Consider the following 16,330-nt stretch of genomic DNA (forward strand, 5'->3'; position numbering starts at 1 on the left):
GCGTCCCACTCTCTCGACTTTCTAGCACGCACCTGCGCGCTTGATCGAGGTGCCCCACGGAAGCGGATACGGGCGCAACTCTGGAATGTCCTAAGACGTCCTCGCCCTCACCCGACGCGCTCTGCGCGTCGACCTCTCCCAAAGGGAGAGGTATGAGGTGTCTGCGCGCGTCTAGATGATGCGTAACCGGCCTGGACCGATATACGAATCAGGCGGCGACGCCGGCGTCCATGGCCTGCTGGTCGGCGTGATAGGAGGAGCGCACCAGCGGGCCGGAGGCGACGTGGCTGAAACCCAGCGCCATGCCGTAGTCCTCGAGCGCGCGGAACTCTTCGGGCGTCCAGTAACGCAGCACCGGATGGTGGTGCGCGCTGGGCTGCAGATACTGGCCGATGGTGACCATGTCGACATCGTGTGCGCGCAGGTCGCGCAGCGTGCCCTGCACCTGTTCCATGGTCTCGCCGAGGCCGAGCATGATGCCGGACTTGGTCGGCACGTCCGGATGCTGGGCCTTGAACTTCTTCAGCAGGTCGAGCGACCACTGGTAGTCCGCGCCGGGACGCACGTTGCGGTAGAGGTCCGGCACCGTCTCGACGTTGTGGTTGAACACGTCCGGCGGATCGGTCTTGAGGATCTCCAGCGCGCGCTCCATGCGGCCCTTGCCGCGGAAGTCGGGCGTGAGCACCTCGATGCGGAGGTGCGGCGACTGCGCGCGGACTTCGCGGATGCAGTCGACGAAATGCTGGGCGCCACCGTCGCGCAGGTCGTCGCGGTCGACCGAGGTGATCACGACGTACTTCAGGCCCATGTCGGCGATCGTGTTCGCGAGGTTCAGCGGCTCGCTCGCATCCGGCGGCTTGGGCCGGCCGTGGGCGACGTCGCAGAACGAGCAGCGGCGCGTGCACACCTCGCCGAGAATCATGAAGGTCGCGGTGCCGTGGCCGAAACACTCGTGGATATTCGGGCAGCTGGCTTCCTCGCAGACCGTGACCAGGCGGTTCTCGCGCAGCTTCGACTTCAGCGCGGCGACCGCGCCGTTGGACGGAATGCGCACGCGGATCCACGAGGGCTTGCGCAGCACGGGGGCGTCGGCGAACTGCACCGGCGAGCGCGCGATCTTGTCGCCGGCCACCTGCTTGACGCCGGTCTGCAGCGACGCCGGCGGCGGCGCGGACACCACCTGCAGCGGGATCGATTTGTCGACGGAAGAGGACATGGCGGCCAGGACTGCGGGCGGAGCTTCATTGTAGGCCCCTGCCCCGGCACTGTCTTGCCGGCCGCCGGGGACGCTGCGTGTCATTCAGCGGCCTGAAATAAGGGCGGTGGGCCTGCGGTCATCGACAGACCGAACTGCGCGGCCAGGTTCTCCAGCAGCATCGGCGCGACCGCATCGGGCGAGGACGGCCCGCCGAGATCGGCCAGCGACACCACCTGCAGCCCTGCGTAGCCGCAGGGATTGATGCGCTGGAAGGGCTCGAGATCCATCGCCACGTTGAACGCCAGACCGTGGAAGGTGCAGCCGCGGCGCACGCGGATGCCCAGCGCCGCGATCTTGGCATCGTTGACATAGACGCCCGGCGCGCCTTCGCGGCGCACGGCCTCGATGTTCCAGTCACCGAGGGTGTCGATGACCGACTGCTCGATCCTGCAGACGTACTCGCGCACCCCGATCTTCAGCCGCGGCAGGTTCAACAGTGGATAGACCACCAGCTGGCCCGGGCCGTGATAGGTGACCTGGCCGCCCCGGTCGACCTGCACGACCGGAATGTCGCCGGCTGCGAGCACGTGTTCGGGCTTGCCGGCCTGGCCGAGGGTGAAGACCGGATCGTGTTCGACGACCCACAGCTCATCGGTGCCGTCGGCGCCGCGCGCATCGGTGTAGCGCTGCATCGCGCGCCAGACTGGCTCATAGGGCTGGCGACCGAGCTGGCGGACAATCGCCGTCGAGCTCACAGCACGCGCTCCATCGCCCGCGCGCAGCCCAACCCGCCGCTGGGCACCGGCGCGCCGTGCAGGAAATCACGCATCGCCGCAGCGACGCGATCGCTGCGGGCACTTTCGAGTCGCGCGAGCGCCTGCGTATCGGTCTCGATGCCGTCGAACAACGGCGTCTCGCCGTCGATCAACGCCTCGCTCCAGGCCATGCGCGAGCCGGGCAACAGCGGGGCGGTGCGTTCGGCGCGGACCATCAGACGTACCTCGCAGTGGCGGGAATCGGACGCGATCCTTGCATACAGTGCGTCGACGGCTTCGGCCGGGCCTTCGAGCAACTGCATGAACAGACCGTCCTGCAAGAGCAGCATGCCGCCGATGCCATGCCGCGCGTTGTAGGCGCGGGCCTGCGCCAGCAGACGCTGCATGTCCTGCAGGGTGAATTCGGACAGCTGGCCGCTGCGATAGAGCAGCTGGCGGATCATGCGCTGCGTTCCGGTGGATGCGTTACAGCGTCCACTTCACTTCGGGATGATCGCGCAGGGCTGCATGCGCGGCGTCGTACTGCGCGCGGGACTCGGCGCGGATGCTGAGCTTGATCGACACGTACTTGCCGCCGCTCGACTCGCGCGCGGTGACGGTTTCGTGGAGCACGGTGATGCCGGCGGCGGTCAGCAGGCGCGGGATCTCCGCGTCGAGCCCGGCAGCGGCCGGCCCCATCGCGGTGATCTCGAAGACGCCAGGAAACTGGAAGCCGTGGTCGGGGTTGTCGGAGGTGATATCCATCGCGGGATTATCGGGGCAGGGGCGGCCGAACCCAAGCGGTGGCGTACCGAATTCACGTGGCAACGTAGAGACGATTGCACATGACCCGCCCGGCAGTCGCCGGACGCATCGAAGCCAGCACCTCTCCCTCTGGAAGAGAGCCTGCCCCGGACCTGATCCGGGGTCGACGCGCGCAGTGCGTCGGGTGAGGGCCGGGGCTTTACGTGGACCGCCTCAAAAGCACCCTCATCCGCCCCCCGCCTACGCGGGGGCAGGCTCTTCGGGCACCCCGCATCAAGTACGGGGCAGGCTCTTCCCCATAGCGGGAAGGATTAGAAACTCAGGTGGGTCGCGACGATCTGCCGCTTACGCGTTCCACCACATCAGGAACTCGTGCCACAGGCGCTTGAAGAACCCGGCCTCTTCCACCGCTTCCAGCGCGACCAGCGGACGCTCCGCGATCACCTTGCCGTCGAGTTCGACGCGCACGGTGCCGATGGCCTGGCCCTTCTCGATCGGGGCTTCCAGCGTCTGCGGGATGTCCATCGACGGCTTGAGTTGCGCGTACTTGCCGCGTGGCATCGAGACCAGCATCGGCTCGGCGACGCCCAGTTGCACTTCGTTGATCTTGCCCTTCCAGACCTTCTGCGTCGCCACGGCCTTGCCGGCGTCGTAGACGGCATGGGTTTCGAAGAAGCGGAAGCCCCAGTTGAGCAGCGCCAGCGAATCGGTGGCGCGCTGCGCCTCGCTGGTCGAACCCATGACCACCGAGATCAGGCGCTGGTCGCCGCGCAGGGCCGACGCCATCAGGCAGTAGCCGGCGCCGCTGTGGTGGCCGGTCTTGATGCCGTCGACGCTGTCGTCGCGCCACAGCAGGCGGTTGCGGTTGTGCTGGGTGATCGGCCCGACGGTGAATTCCTTGATCTTGTTGTGCGCGTATTCCTCGGGGAAGTCGCGCACCATCGCGCGGCCCAGGATCGCCAGATCGCGCGCCGTCGAATAATGCTCGGGTCCAGACAGGCCGGTCGCGTTCTCGAAGTGGCTGTTCTTCATGCCGATGCGCGCGGCGTAGGCGTTCATCAGCTGGGCGAAGGCTTCCTCGCTGCCGGCGACGTGCTCGGCGAGGGCGATCGCGGCGTCGTTGCCCGACTGCACCACCATGCCGATTTCCATGTCCAGCAGCGGCGCACGCTGGTTGACCGGGAAGCCGCTGTAGCTGCCGTCGGTGCCGGCGCCGCCCTTGCGCCAGGCGTTCTCGCTCATCAACACCTGGTCGTCGGTCTTGATCTTGCCGGCGGCGAGTTCGGCGGCGATCACATAGCTGGTCATCACCTTGGTGATGCTGGCCGGCTCGACACGCTCATCCGGGTTATCACCTGCCAGCACCTGGCCGGTGGCGTAATCCATGATCACCCAGGCGGTGCCGGTGACGGTCGGCGGAGGCGGCGTCGGCAGGTCGTCGCTGAGCGCGGGCGCGGCGGCGGCAGGCGCGGCAGGCCGGGGCGCGGGCTGCGGCGTGGGCGCGGGATCCTGCGCAACGGCGATCCCCACCGTGGCGGTGGCCAGCGCGGCCAGCAACATGCGCGAAACGACTACGGACACTTTCATGTAATGCACAACTCCGGGGAACCGGCCGCGTCGACCGGCGGTTGATGAAAAGGATTCAGTCGCGCACGACGGTCGGCGCGCCGAAGCCGAGACCGGCGACGCGCGAGGACACATCGGCGACCTGGGTGGCCTCGACCGGACCCACGCGCAGGCGCCAGACCGGCTTGCCGGCGGCGGTGCCGTCCTGCAACTGCGCGGCAGCGATACCGGCGCCGCGCAGTGTCGCCAGCGCGCGCTCGGCATTGGCGCGGGCGCCGAAGGCGGCGACCTGCAACGTCACGCTGCCCAGAGCCTGCGCGGCGGTGCGGACCGGCGCAGGCGTCGGCGCCGCGACGGCCGCCACTGCAGTCGGTGCAGCGGCGGGTGCAGCCGCGGGCTGCGGATGGATCGGAACCTGACGGCCGTTCTCGAGCTTGATCCCGCGCGAGGCGAGCCAGGCGTCGAAATCATCGGCGGTCATGACTTTGCCGTTCTGGTACATGTTGAAGCGGCCGTTCGCCGGATCGCCCTGCGGTGCGGGCGCCGGGCGCTCGCCCGCCTGCGCGGTGGCGAGCGGCAGCGCTTCGACGATGGCGTCCATCGCACTGGCGGCGGCCGAAGGCGTGGCAGCGGGCGTCACGGACGCGGTGGCGGTCGCCGGAACGGCCGTCGCGCGCGGCGCAGCGGCCGGCGGCGCACTGGCGACCGCGTCGTACTCGTTGCGGGCGTTCTCGCCGGGGCTCAGCGCACGCACTTCGACGCGGCCGGTGCCGGCGGGATGGATGCCGATCTTGACAGCCGCGGCGTAGCTCAGATCGACGACCCGGCCTTCATGGAACGGGCCGCGATCGTTGACGCGCACCACCACGGATTTGCCCGTATCGAGATTGGTCACCCGCGCGAAGCTTGGCAACGGCAGCGACTTGTGCGCGGCGGTGAACGCGTACATGTCGTAGACCTCGCGGTTCGAGGTCAGACGACCGTGGAACTTGGCGCCGTAGTAGGACGCAGTGCCGGTCTCGGCGAACTCGCTGTGGTCGTCGAGCACGTGATAGCTCTTGCCCAGCACCTGGTAGGGACTGCGGTTGCCGACCGGCGAACGCGGCAGATCGACGACTTCCGGCTCCGGAATCAGATCCACATTGGGCAGGTAGTCGGGCAGGCTGTCGGGTACGCCCGGGCGATACAGGCCACCCGCGGTGTAGTGGCCGCGGGTGTTCGGATCTTCCTGCGCGGGCGCATACGGCGAAACGCCGCGCTGACCCGATGCCGGCCGGTGCGTACTGCCGCCATGTGCCGGCGGCGCGGACACGGTGCCGCCCGCTCCGGGCGCATCGCCGCGCTTGGCATTCCCCGCGCAGCCCGCCAGCAGGACCACCGCCGCCAGCGGCAGCAGCCATCGGATCACGGACCGACCCCGGCCCGGATCGCCTGCGCGAGCTGGTGCACCGACAGCGAATACATCGGCGATCGGTTGTAGCGGGTGATCACGTAGAAGTTGCGATACGCCAGCCAGTACTCCATGCCGGCCTCGCCATCGAGCGAAAGCAGCGTTGCACCTTCGCCGGTCGGCTGGCCGGGCGCCGGTGTGTAGCCGCGCTTGGCCAGATCGGCCAGCGGATACACCGGATCCCAGTTCTCGGGCTTGAAGTCGGCTGCGGATGCATCGCGCTGGGCGCGGGCGACGACCGGGCCGCCACGCTGCCAGCCGTGCACGACGAAATAGTTGGCGATCGACGCAAACACGTCGGGCTTGTGGGTCAGCAGATCGCGGCGGCCATCGCCGTCGCCGTCCTTCGCCCACAGCCGATAGCTCGACGGCATGAACTGGCCCATGCCCATCGCGCCGGCATAGCTGCCCTTGAGTTCGAGCACATCGAGCTGCGGCTCGGCCTTCTCCAGCGCGAACAGTTGCGCGAGTTCGCCGGCGAAGAACGGGGCGCGCGGGGCGTAGTCGAACGCCAGCGTGTACAGCGCGTCGATCACCTTCCAGTTGCCGGTGATGCGGCCGTAGCTGGTTTCCACGCCGATGATCGCGACGATGTATTCGGCCGGCACGCCGGTCTCGGCGGCCACGCGATCGAGCGCCGCGCGATTCTCGCGGTAGAACGCCACGCCGCCGTTGATGCGCGCGTCGTTGATGAAGATGGGGCGGTAGTCGCGCCACGGGCGCACGGCTTCGGCCGGACGGCTGATCGCGGTGAGGATCGCCTGCTGCACCTGCGCCTGTGCCAGCACGCGGCGCACGTGCGCCGGATCGGCGCCGTAGGTCGCCGCGGTGTAGTCGATGAAGTTCTCGACACGCTGCGCGCGCGGGATCGCCGGATCGGTGACCTGGGTCGGCGCGACCGGACGCTCAGGCGGCTGCGGCACCGGCGCCAGCAGGGCACCTTCGGCGCGCGCAGGCTCGGGCAACGGCGTCACCGCACCGTAGTCCTCGGCATGACCATCGGACGGGTTGACGGGTGTCGCACACGCTGCCAATGCAATCGGCAGCGCGGCCACGGCGAGTCGGAAAAACGGGCGTCGGCTCATCGGCGGCGAGGTTAGCACGCACGTGCGCGCGGCACGCACCGTTGCGCGGATGCAGTCAGGGCCGGTAAGGCTAGAGCGCCGACTCAGCGACGCCGCGTCGCGCTCGCCTGCACGGCCATCACCACACCGAAGCCGGCCAGCAAAGAGACCGCCGCGGTGCCGCCGAAACTCAGCAGCGGCATCGGCACGCCGACCACCGGCAGCAGGCCGGAGATCATGCCGCCGTTGACGATGACGTAGACGAACAGCGCAAGGCCCAGGCTGCCGACCAACAGACGCGAGAAGCCGTCGCGCGCCTCGCTGGCGATCCACAGGCAGCGGCCGACGATGAACAGGTACAGGCCCAGCACGACGCTCACCCCGAGCCAGCCGAACTCCTCGCTCAGCACGGCGAAGATGAAGTCGGTGGTGTGCTCGGGCACGTAGTTGAGGTGCGACTGCGAACCATCGCCCCAGCCCTGCCCCGAAAACCCGCCCGAGCCGATCGCGATCTTCGACTGGATGATGTTCCAGCCGGTGCCCAGCGGATCGGATTCGGGATCGAGGAAGGTCAGGATGCGGTCCTTCTGGTACTGCTGGAAATACCAGAACCACGCCGCCGGCGCGGCCACCGCGAACGCTGCGGCGCCGCCGATGAACCACCACCACGACAAGCCGGCCAGGTACAGCGCGAACACGCCGCCCGAGGCCACCAGCACTGCGGTGCCCAGATCGGGCTGCAGCAGGATCAGTCCGGTCGGCACGCCGATGATCGCCGCGGCGATGGCGATCGTGCCCAGCCGCGGCGGCGTGGGCTGCTGGCCCAGCCACCAGGCCGCCATCATCGGCAGCGACAGCTTCATCAGCTCGGCCGGCTGCACGTAGAACACGCCGAGGTTGATCCAGTGCTGGCCGCTGCGCCCGGTGCCCATGAACAGCACGGCGATCAGCGGCAACAGCGACGCGACATACGCAGCCGGCGTGAAGCGCCGCAACTGCACCGCGGGAATGCGCGAGAGCCCCCACATCGCGCCCAGGCCGACGACGAAGCGGCTGCCCTGCGATGCGACCATCGCCACGTTCTGGTTGGTGGCGCTGTGCAACACGGCGAGGCCGATGCCCATCAGCGCGAGCAGCGCGGCGAGCAGCGGCCAGTCCAGTGTGCGGGTGAAACGCTGCAGCATCTCCAGCAGCCAGCGCAGGATCACGTTCATGGCGTCGGCTCCGTCGGCGCTGCATTGCCGGTCGAAGGCGCGCCGGTCGCGGGCGCGCGCGCCGGCGGTACACCGGGGAACTTGCCGTTCGCATCCCGCGGCGCGGTGCGCACACCGGCGACGACCGCCTCGAAAGACGGCTCCGGCGCGAGGTTGGCCTCGGGCACGATCGCAGCGACTGCAGCGGGTGCACCGGTGGCGGCGTCGATCTCCATTTCGGGCATCTTGCCGAGCAGCCAGGCGTCGAAGATGCGGCGTGCGATCGGCGCGGCCGTGCTGCCGCCGTAGCCGCCGTGCTCGACGGTGATGGCGACGGCGATCGTCGGATTCTCGGCCGGCGCATAGCCGACGAACAGCGCCTGATGCCGCAGGTGATACGGCAGGTTGCGCGGGTCCGTGCTGGCGTTGCCGCGGCGGCTGACCCGCTGCGCAGTGCCGGTCTTGCCGGCCATGCGGTAGTCGGCGCCGATCGCCATGCGCGTGCCGGTGCCGCGGCCGTGGATCGTGGTCACCATGCCTTCCTGCACCGCACGCAGATGCGCGGGGTTGTCGGTGATCGAGGTCGACGCCGGGCGCGGGACCAAGCGCCATGGCGCGTCGAAACCGTCGCGGCGTTCGTTGGCCAGATGCAGCGTGTTGAGCTGGCCGCCGTTGGCGATCGCCGCAGTGCCGCGCGCGAGCTGCAGCGCGGTCGCGATCCAGTAGCCCTGGCCGATGCCGGCGATCACGGTTTCGCCGGCGTACCAGGGCTCGCGCGTGCGCGAGGCCTTGAAGCGCGGCGACGGCACGATGCCGGCGTTCTCGCCCAGCAGGTCGATGCCGGTCGGCTGGCCGAAGCCGTAGCGCGTCATGTATTCGTCGAAGCGCTCGATGCCCATCTCGTAGGCGAGCTGGTAGTAGTAATAGTTCACCGAACGCGCGATCGAATCGCGCAGGTCGGTCCAGCCCGCGCCGCGCGCGGCATCGCGATAACCGCGACGTTGCCCCGGAATGAAGAACTCGCCGGTCGAGAACACGCGCGATTCCGGCGTACGCAGCCCGCTGTCGACACCGGCCAGTGCGACCAGCGGCTTGATCGTCGACCCCGGCGGGCCGCCGCCGAGCACGTTGCGGTTGAACAGCGGACGCGCGGGATCGTCCATCAGGCTGCGGTAGTCGTCGTGCGAGATGCCGTTGACGAACAGGTTGGGGTCGAAGCTCGGCAGGCTGACCATGCCGAGGATGTTGCCGGTGGCCGGATCCACCGCCACGGCCGAGCCATGCAGGCCACCGAAGGCCAGCACCATCGCCTGCTGCAGGTCGGCATCCACGCTCAGGCGCAGGTCGGCGCCGGCCGTCGCGGGGAGCAGGCCGAGCCGGCGCAGCGCGCGGCCTTCGACGTTGGTCTCGACCTGTTCGTAGCCGATCCTGCCGCGCAGCGCTTCGTCGTAATACCGCTCCAGGCCCGTGCGCCCGGTCTGCGGATACAGCAGATGCGCCTGGCCGTAGCGGGTGACGTCGCTCTCGTCGGTGCGGCCCACGTACCCGACCACATGCGCGAACAGATCGCCGTAGGGGTAGTAGCGGTTGAGATACGGCACGACCTCGACGCCCGGGAAGCGCCAGCGGTCGAGCGCGAAGCGCGCCATCTCGTCCTCGCTGATGCGCAGCTTCAGCGTGACCGCGCGGAAGCTGCGCTGCGCCTTGCGTTCCCGGTCGAAGCGGGCGATGTCGTCGGGCGACAGCGCGATGATCCGCGACAGCTCGCTGATCAGCCGGCGCGTGTCGCCGGCTTCCTCGGGCGTCACTTCAAGCCGGTAGGCCTGTTCGTTCTCGGCGAGGATGCGGCCCTTGCGGTCGAGGATCAGCCCGCGCCCTGGTACCACCGGCCGAGGCTTGATGCGGTTGGCTTCCGAACGCTTGGCGTAGATGTCGTGGTCGACGACCTGCAGCTTGAAATACCAGCCCGCCAGCACGCCGAGCGCGATCACGACCGCGCCGAATCCGATCAGCGCGCGTGTGCGGAACGCCGCAGCCTCGGCAGCGTTGTTGCGGATATCGGGACGGCGCCCGCGCCTGGACATGCCTAGGGCCTGTCAACGCTGATGACGCATATCGCACCGGCCCTGCGGACATGCGCAGCACGAAAGAGCGACGGCGTGTATGTCGATACGCAACGGAGCGATGACACAGCTGAGCGTGTCCGCAGGGTCGGCCCTTCGGGTGCCTTCCCACTGGCCGCCATGCGGCGCCGCGCGGCTTGACCTGACGGCCAGTCAGGCGCTGCGCCACGCAACACCACCTGACGGCCAGTGGGAAGGCATGCGATATGCGTCATCAGCATTGGCAGGCCCTCCCCTACGGTTTGCGCCCGAAGCGCAGTGCGTCCATCACCAGGTACAGCGGCGCCCACAGCAACATGCCGATCAGCGGCGCCAGCCAGTAGGCCCACGGCAGCTGCGGCACGCCGAGCGCGACGTGGATCGCCGCGCTGACGATGCGATCGTTGAGCAGCAGGCCACCGATCGCCAGCGCCTGCTGCGCGACCGGGAAGAAGCGCAGCTGCGAGCGGAAGCGCTGCAGGATGAAGGCCATGATCACCAGCCGCAGCGCCTGCTCGCCGAGCAGACCGCCGAATGCGAGATCGGCGATCAGCCCCATCGAGAACGCGAAGCCCAGGCCCGCACGATCGGGATCCTCGATCACCCAGTACGCGACGACCAGTGCCAGCCAGAACGGCCGGAACGGCTGCAGGCCCGGCGGCAGCGGCAGCAGGCCGAGCAGCAGGGCGACGAACAGGCTGACCGGCAGCACCCAGGGATGGCGACGACGGCTCATTGCTGCGGCACCTGCGCAGGTGGTGTCGCCGACGGCGCCGGGGCGTCGTTGGTCGGCGCCGGTGGCGCGTCAGTTGGCGGCGAATCGCCGGCATCGGCGCCGCCCGCCCCGGCGCCGTCGGCGGGCGTGGCTGCAGCGTCCGCGTCGGCCTGCGCGCGCGCGGCCGCTTCGCGTTCGACCGCCGCAGCTTCGAGATCGGCGGTCGTCACCGGCACCACGACATCGCGCAGCAGCAGCACGTCGCGACCGCGATCGAGCTGGGCAGCCGGCGCCAGATCGCCGATCAGGAACGCGCGGCTGTCGTCGGGCTGCAGCTCGGTGATCGTGCCGACCGGGAACCCCGGCGGAAAACGACCGCCCAGGCCCGAGGTCACCAGCGTGTCGCCGACTTCGACCTCGGCCGAGAGCGGCACGTTGCGCAGCGCCAGATGGTCGGGGCGGCCGCTGCCATACGCGACCAGGCGCACGCCGTTGCGGGCGATGATCACCGGCACCGCGTGTTCGAGATCGGTCACCAGCAACACGGTCGAGGTCATCGGTGTGACCGCGATGACCTGTCCGAGCAGGCCGCCGGCGTCGATGACGCTCTGGCCCACGCGCACGCCGTTGCGGCTGCCGGCATCGAGCAACAGGCGCTGGCGCGTCGGGTCCTGGTCGACATCGAGGATCGGCGCCAGCTGCACATCGAGGCTGCCCTGCTCCACCGCGCCGAGCAGCGCGCGCAGCCGCGCATTCTCGACCGCTTCCACGCGCAATCGCGCCTGTCCGGCATTGAGGATCAGCAGTTCGTTGCGCAGGCGCCGGTTGTCGGCCGCCAGCTGGGTGCGCGTGGCGGCATCGTTGCGCATGCTCTCGCCCAGTCGCGACGGCAGGCCCGCCAGCCACCACAGCGGCTGCATCGCCACGTTGGCCTGCTGGCGGAACTGCGACAGCCAGCCGCCCTGGTGATCGCTGACCACCAGGGCACACGACAGGGCGAGATAGGCGAGCAGACGCAGCGTGCCGGCGACTTCGCCGGGCCGGGGCGCGGGAGAGCTGGCGTAGGAGGACATCAGGCTCGATCGTTCCGGGTCATCTCAAACGGTGGCCCTGGACAAAGCCAAAGGCCGCTTCGTCGTCGCCCTGGCGGCTTTCGACAGACGGATGTCTGACAACGCCGGAACGGAGGCTCGGTCCATCGTCTGCAGTGTCCGAAGCATGTTCCGGATGACTGCATCTTCCAAGCCATCAAAGAGCGGCGACAGGCAGGGCGGATACCGGACAGTCACTCCGATCGCCCGTACACGCATCAGTCCGCGAAGAACTCGTTGCCGTGCAGGTCCAGCAGCTCCAGCGCACGACCACCACCGCGGGCGACGCAGGTCAACGGATCCTCGGCGACCTGCACGTGCAGGCCGGTGGCCTCGCTGATCAGGCGGTCGAGGTCGCGCAGCAGCGCGCCACCACCGGTCAGTACGATGCCGCGCTCGGCAACGTCGGCGCACAGTTCCGGCGGGGTCTGCTCCAGCGCCTGCTTCACCGCCTCGACGATGCCCGACAGCGGCTCACGGAGCGCATCGAGCACTTCGTTGGAGCTGATCGTGACGATCTTCGGCACGCCCTCGGCGAGGTGACGACCGGAGACTTCCATCTCCATGACGTTGTCCTGCGGATACGCGCAGCCGATCTCGAGCTTGATGCGCTCGGCGGTGGATTCGCCGATCAGCATGCCGTGGTTGCGGCGCACGTAATTGATGATCGACTCGTCGAAACGGTCGCCGCCGATGCGGGCCGACTGCGAGTAGACGATGCCGTTGAGCGCGATCACCGCGACTTCCGTGGTGCCGCCGCCGATATCGACGACCATCGAACCGCGCGCCTCGGTGACCGGCAGGCCGGCGCCGATCGCAGCCGCCATGGGCTCTTCGATCAGCGACACGTCACGCGCGCCAGCCTCGAGTGCCGAATCCTTGATGGCGCGCTTCTCCACCTGGGTGGAACCGGCCGGCACGCAGATCAGCACGCGCGGGCTCGGACGCAGGAAGCGCGACTTGTGCACCTTCTTGATGAAGTACTTCAGCATCTCCTCGGTGTAGGTGAAATCGGCGATGACGCCGTCCTTCATCGGGCGGTGCGTGGTGATGTTGCCGGGCGTGCGGCCGAGCATCTGCTTGGCCTCGGTGCCCACGGCGGCGACCACCTTCTGGCCCGCACTCCGGTCCTGGCGTACAGCCACGACCGACGGCTCGTTGAGCACGATGCCCTGGCCGCGGACGAAGATGAGGGTATTTGCAGTGCCCAGGTCGATGGACAGGTCATTGGAGAAGAGACCGCGGAACTTCTTGAACATCGGGAGAGGGCGTCCGGCAGGGAGGCGAAACGAAGCGGATTAGCCTAGCAAAAAAGCAGCATCCACGCGGCCCCGGGGCACCCCCAGTTGTGCGCCCGGTCGGGCGCTGTTCCGGTTTTCCGGAACGCCTCCCATCGGCCCCTCCGCTGGCCTCGCGCCCCCCGCGCCGGTACCCTGTGCGCCCTTTCCGCGCGCGAGTTTCCGCCCGATGTCTGCACTGATCTGCGGCTCCCTGGCCTACGACACCATTATGGTGTTCCCCGACCAGTTCAAGAACCACATCCTGCCGGACAAGGTGCACATCCTGAACGTCTCGTTCCTGGTGCCGCGGATGCGTCGCGAGTTCGGCGGCTGCGCCGGCAACATCGCCTACAACCTGAAGCTGCTCGGCGGTGACCCGATCCCCATGGGCACGGTCGGCCAGGACTTCGGCCCCTACCGGGAGTGGTTCGAGGAACACGGCATCGACCTGTCGCAGGTCCGCGAGATCCCCGACCTGTTCACCCCGCAGGCCTTCATCACCACCGATCTGGACAACAACCAGATCACCGCCTTCCATCCGGGCGCGATGATGCGCAGCCACGAGAACCACGTGAAGGACGTTGCGAACGTGACCATCGGCCTCGTCGGCCCCGACGGCCGCGAAGGCATGCTGCAGAACGCCCAGGAATTCTCGGAAGGCAGGATCCCCTTCATCTTCGACCCCGGCCAGGCCATGCCGCTGTTCAACGGCGAAGAACTGCGCAACTTCATCGAGTTGGCCGACTACGTTGTCGTCAACGATTACGAATCCAACCTGCTGCAGGAACGCACCGGCTGGGACGAGACCGTCATCGCCGGCAAGGTGCGCGCCTATATCTGCACGCGCGGCCCCAAGGGCGTTGTCATCCACGCCGAAGGCCAGACCCACGACGTGCCGCCCGCGCACGAGCGTCGCGTCACCGACCCGACCGGCTGCGGCGACGCGTTCCGCGCCGGCCTGATCTTCGGTATCGAAAAGGGCTGCGACTGGCTGACCATCGGCCGCATCGGCAATCTGATGGGCGCCCTGAAAGTCGAACACCCCGGCACCCAGAACCAGCGTTTCGATTACGCCGAGTTCTCGCTGCAGTTCCGCCAGCAGTTCGGGTATGCGCTGGAGAGCAAAACGACGGTTTGAGTCGAGGCGACATCGCGAGCGTTTTGAGAACAGGGCGTCCTTTGGGGCGCCCTGTTTTTTTTGACTCGGCTTTGGTCGGCGACGGACGACAGGACGACAGGACGACAGGACGACAGGACGACAGCATTCCACCAGGCCCGTTATTGAAGGAGTTGGCGCCTGTGTCGAGCGCAAACTACCGGTGTTACACCCCACTTCCATCGCATAACGCCGTCCCACGACCGTCGCCTGATAACGCAGCCGGCCGTGCGATCACGACAGCCGGCATGCACGACGCAAACCCTTGATTCCATAAGCAAGGCCTTCGTCTTTGCGATGGACCCGCGCCCAACGCATACTCGACGCAACACCCCGCATCCGGGGTCGAATACTAGTTAGACCGCGCAGAAGGATTTCCGCAAATGACATATTTCTCTCAATACGGTTTTTCGAGCGCCGACGTTGCAGGAGCGGTTGCCGAAGCTGCTGTTCACGATCTGCGTGTCAACGGATTCTCGTTTAACGGCTTTCCACAAATCCTGATATCGACCGACGCCGAGCGACAAGTCTTCTTAGTAACTCTAAGCTGGACCGAGCACAGTGACTGCGCTGCCATGTTTGAGATGTCCTTGAATGAGACAAAAGCATCCGTAAAACGGTTTAAGAACAAGCAGGGCTATGATCCAGTTATCTTTGACAGGGTCCAGAGTTGCCTCGCCTCGCTAGAGGGAAAGGCCGGAGACGCTCATCGGAAAGCCATGATGGGCGCGGTCTAACAGTTCATTCAAGCCGACGCCGCTTCGCGGCGCGGCTTAACTCAGGTGTTGGGCCGCGGATTTCGCATTCTCTTTGTGCGGTTTCCCGCGACTGGCAGTTCACAGGCAAAGCCCGCTCCACCAGATCGCGCGCCATCGATTCACTCTGGCGCCGTCTCTGGGCAAGCCGGCTACTCACGGAGGCATGGATGCACCGGATTTCTAGAACCGCTATCGGCAAAGCCCCGCGCTCGGCGGCCTTGTCGTATCGTCAGGCCAACCGGCTTCGGACTGACTGCCCGCGGCCCAACAATTCATTCAAGCCGATGCCGCTTCGCGGCACGGCTTAATTCAAGCGTTAGCTGCCAATGGAATTTTCTCGCTCGCCGACGGTAGAAAAATGGTGGCCTTTGGCTCAGTCGCTCGACCTGATCGAAGGCTCATCTGACCACGTCGCCGCCGCGATCGAAGTCGAACTCTCACGGATCGTAGAGGGCGAAGAGCTACGGTGCACGACAGTGGCCTGCACCGACCTAGACGGTGTGTTTGCCTTGGCGCCGGAGCTCTCGACCGTTCCAACCATGCTTGTTGTAGTGCCTACCCACTCAAAGTGGTCAATCCTCTGGGTAAATAGCGCCCTTTGTGACGGCTACGACGCGCTGTGCCACTGCCTGACAGCGAATCACGGCCTCACAACTTTGCATTGGTCGGCCCACGATGACGCCACAACCTTCCAACCGGGCGCGGGCTTCACCTTCAGAAGCATGTCACGTGGCGGCATAGCGAATCGGTCAGTGCAAACAGCGAGGAACGACGGGCGCTGGGCGTTTGTAGAGGTTGGTGCTCCACTACCGGAGGAAGATATCTCGCTCTATTCTTCCCCGCAAAAGGGGAAGAGGCTTAACGAATCATCCATGCAAGCACTATTGGAGCGTCTCGGCGCCCGCCCTTGGAGCGATGATTTTTATGCGTTGCCTGGCGACTGTCATGTTGTGGCTCGCCCCAATCCCCCTGCTTCTGTGAAGCGGGTGGCGGTGGCATCAGTGCTAGGCAGCTAACAATTCATTCAAGCCGAAACCGCTTCGCGGTTCGGCTTAATTCAGGCGTTAGGTTGTGATGGATAGACCAGGGGCGACTCAAGAGATCTCATCCAGCCGCCTCGGCGGTTTCCTTGCAGTTGTTACATCTGGGTTTGTTGGGCTCTTGGCTATCATTCTTCTCGTCGGCTGGGTGCGGGACCGCGGGGCGCCCAGCTTCCTATTCGCCCCAGAGATCATTG

General features: G+C 67.2%; 15 protein-coding genes. 3 read left to right on the forward strand and 12 right to left on the reverse strand.

The features are described 5' to 3' along the window. Positions 1 to 208: 208 nt before the first annotated feature. From lipA to AC3IRM_RS14540, 12 genes are all read right to left on the reverse strand, one after another. Entirely contained in the window at positions 209 to 1,216 is a 1,008-nt protein-coding gene (gene lipA, locus AC3IRM_RS14485) for a lipoyl synthase (RefSeq protein ID WP_489203783.1), read from the reverse strand. An 80-nt stretch (positions 1,217 to 1,296) separates the two neighbouring features. Continuing rightward, positions 1,297 to 1,980 carry a lipoyl(octanoyl) transferase LipB gene (lipB, locus tag AC3IRM_RS14490; RefSeq protein ID WP_489205937.1) on the reverse strand — a complete coding sequence of 228 codons (684 nt, stop codon included), beginning with the start codon at positions 1,978 to 1,980 and terminating at the stop codon, positions 1,297 to 1,299. Then, positions 1,950 to 2,417 carry a BLUF domain-containing protein gene (locus AC3IRM_RS14495; RefSeq protein WP_489203784.1) on the reverse strand — a complete coding sequence of 156 codons (468 nt, stop codon included), beginning with the start codon at positions 2,415 to 2,417 and terminating at the stop codon, positions 1,950 to 1,952. Before AC3IRM_RS14495 ends, lipB begins: the two co-directional genes overlap by 31 nt. A 22-nt stretch (positions 2,418 to 2,439) precedes the next feature. Beyond that, positions 2,440 to 2,718 (reverse strand): DUF493 family protein, encoded by a 279-nt coding sequence (locus AC3IRM_RS14500; RefSeq protein WP_489203785.1) that lies wholly within the window; start codon positions 2,716 to 2,718, stop codon positions 2,440 to 2,442. Positions 2,719 to 3,063: 345 nt separating this feature from the next. Then, complete coding sequence (locus AC3IRM_RS14505) at positions 3,064 to 4,305, reverse strand: D-alanyl-D-alanine carboxypeptidase family protein (protein WP_489203786.1); 1,242 nt, start codon at positions 4,303 to 4,305, stop codon at positions 3,064 to 3,066. A 55-nt stretch (positions 4,306 to 4,360) separates the two neighbouring features. Beyond that, complete coding sequence (locus tag AC3IRM_RS14510; protein ID WP_489203788.1) at positions 4,361 to 5,692, reverse strand: septal ring lytic transglycosylase RlpA family protein; 1,332 nt, start codon at positions 5,690 to 5,692, stop codon at positions 4,361 to 4,363. After that, positions 5,689 to 6,819, reverse strand: a complete 1,131-nt coding sequence (gene mltB / locus AC3IRM_RS14515; protein ID WP_489203789.1) for a lytic murein transglycosylase B — start codon at positions 6,817 to 6,819, stop codon at positions 5,689 to 5,691. The genes AC3IRM_RS14510 and mltB overlap by 4 nt, the downstream gene beginning before the upstream one ends. An 83-nt stretch (positions 6,820 to 6,902) precedes the next feature. After that, entirely contained in the window at positions 6,903 to 8,012 is a 1,110-nt protein-coding gene (gene rodA / locus AC3IRM_RS14520) for a rod shape-determining protein RodA (RefSeq protein ID WP_489203791.1), read from the reverse strand. Beyond that, a complete protein-coding gene (gene mrdA / locus AC3IRM_RS14525; protein ID WP_489203792.1) occupies positions 8,009 to 10,075 on the reverse strand; it encodes a penicillin-binding protein 2 in 2,067 nt (688 codons plus the stop codon). The genes rodA and mrdA overlap by 4 nt, the downstream gene beginning before the upstream one ends. A 274-nt stretch (positions 10,076 to 10,349) precedes the next feature. Further along, on the reverse strand, positions 10,350 to 10,829 hold the full coding sequence (mreD, locus tag AC3IRM_RS14530; RefSeq protein ID WP_489203794.1) for a rod shape-determining protein MreD: 480 nt from the start codon (positions 10,827 to 10,829) through the stop codon (positions 10,350 to 10,352). Then, the gene (gene mreC / locus AC3IRM_RS14535) at positions 10,826 to 11,881 is read right to left on the reverse strand and encodes a rod shape-determining protein MreC (protein WP_489203795.1); all 1,056 of its coding nucleotides are present in this window, start codon (positions 11,879 to 11,881) and stop codon (positions 10,826 to 10,828) included. The genes mreD and mreC overlap by 4 nt, the downstream gene beginning before the upstream one ends. Positions 11,882 to 12,117: 236 nt before the next feature. After that, positions 12,118 to 13,158, reverse strand: a complete 1,041-nt coding sequence (locus AC3IRM_RS14540) for a rod shape-determining protein (protein ID WP_489203796.1) — start codon at positions 13,156 to 13,158, stop codon at positions 12,118 to 12,120. 208 nt (positions 13,159 to 13,366) lie between these two features. Between AC3IRM_RS14540 and AC3IRM_RS14545 the strand changes: the two genes are divergently transcribed. From AC3IRM_RS14545 to AC3IRM_RS14555, 3 genes are all read left to right on the forward strand, one after another. Continuing rightward, entirely contained in the window at positions 13,367 to 14,317 is a 951-nt protein-coding gene (locus AC3IRM_RS14545) for a carbohydrate kinase family protein (RefSeq protein WP_489203797.1), read from the forward strand. Positions 14,318 to 14,718: 401 nt separating this feature from the next. Continuing rightward, entirely contained in the window at positions 14,719 to 15,072 is a 354-nt protein-coding gene (locus AC3IRM_RS14550) for a hypothetical protein (protein WP_489203798.1), read from the forward strand. 347 nt (positions 15,073 to 15,419) lie between these two features. Next, positions 15,420 to 16,109, forward strand: a complete 690-nt coding sequence (locus tag AC3IRM_RS14555; RefSeq protein ID WP_489203799.1) for a hypothetical protein — start codon at positions 15,420 to 15,422, stop codon at positions 16,107 to 16,109. The last annotated feature ends 221 nt before the right edge of the window (positions 16,110 to 16,330 follow it).

The organism is Luteimonas sp. KH_071 (genome assembly GCF_057838005.1).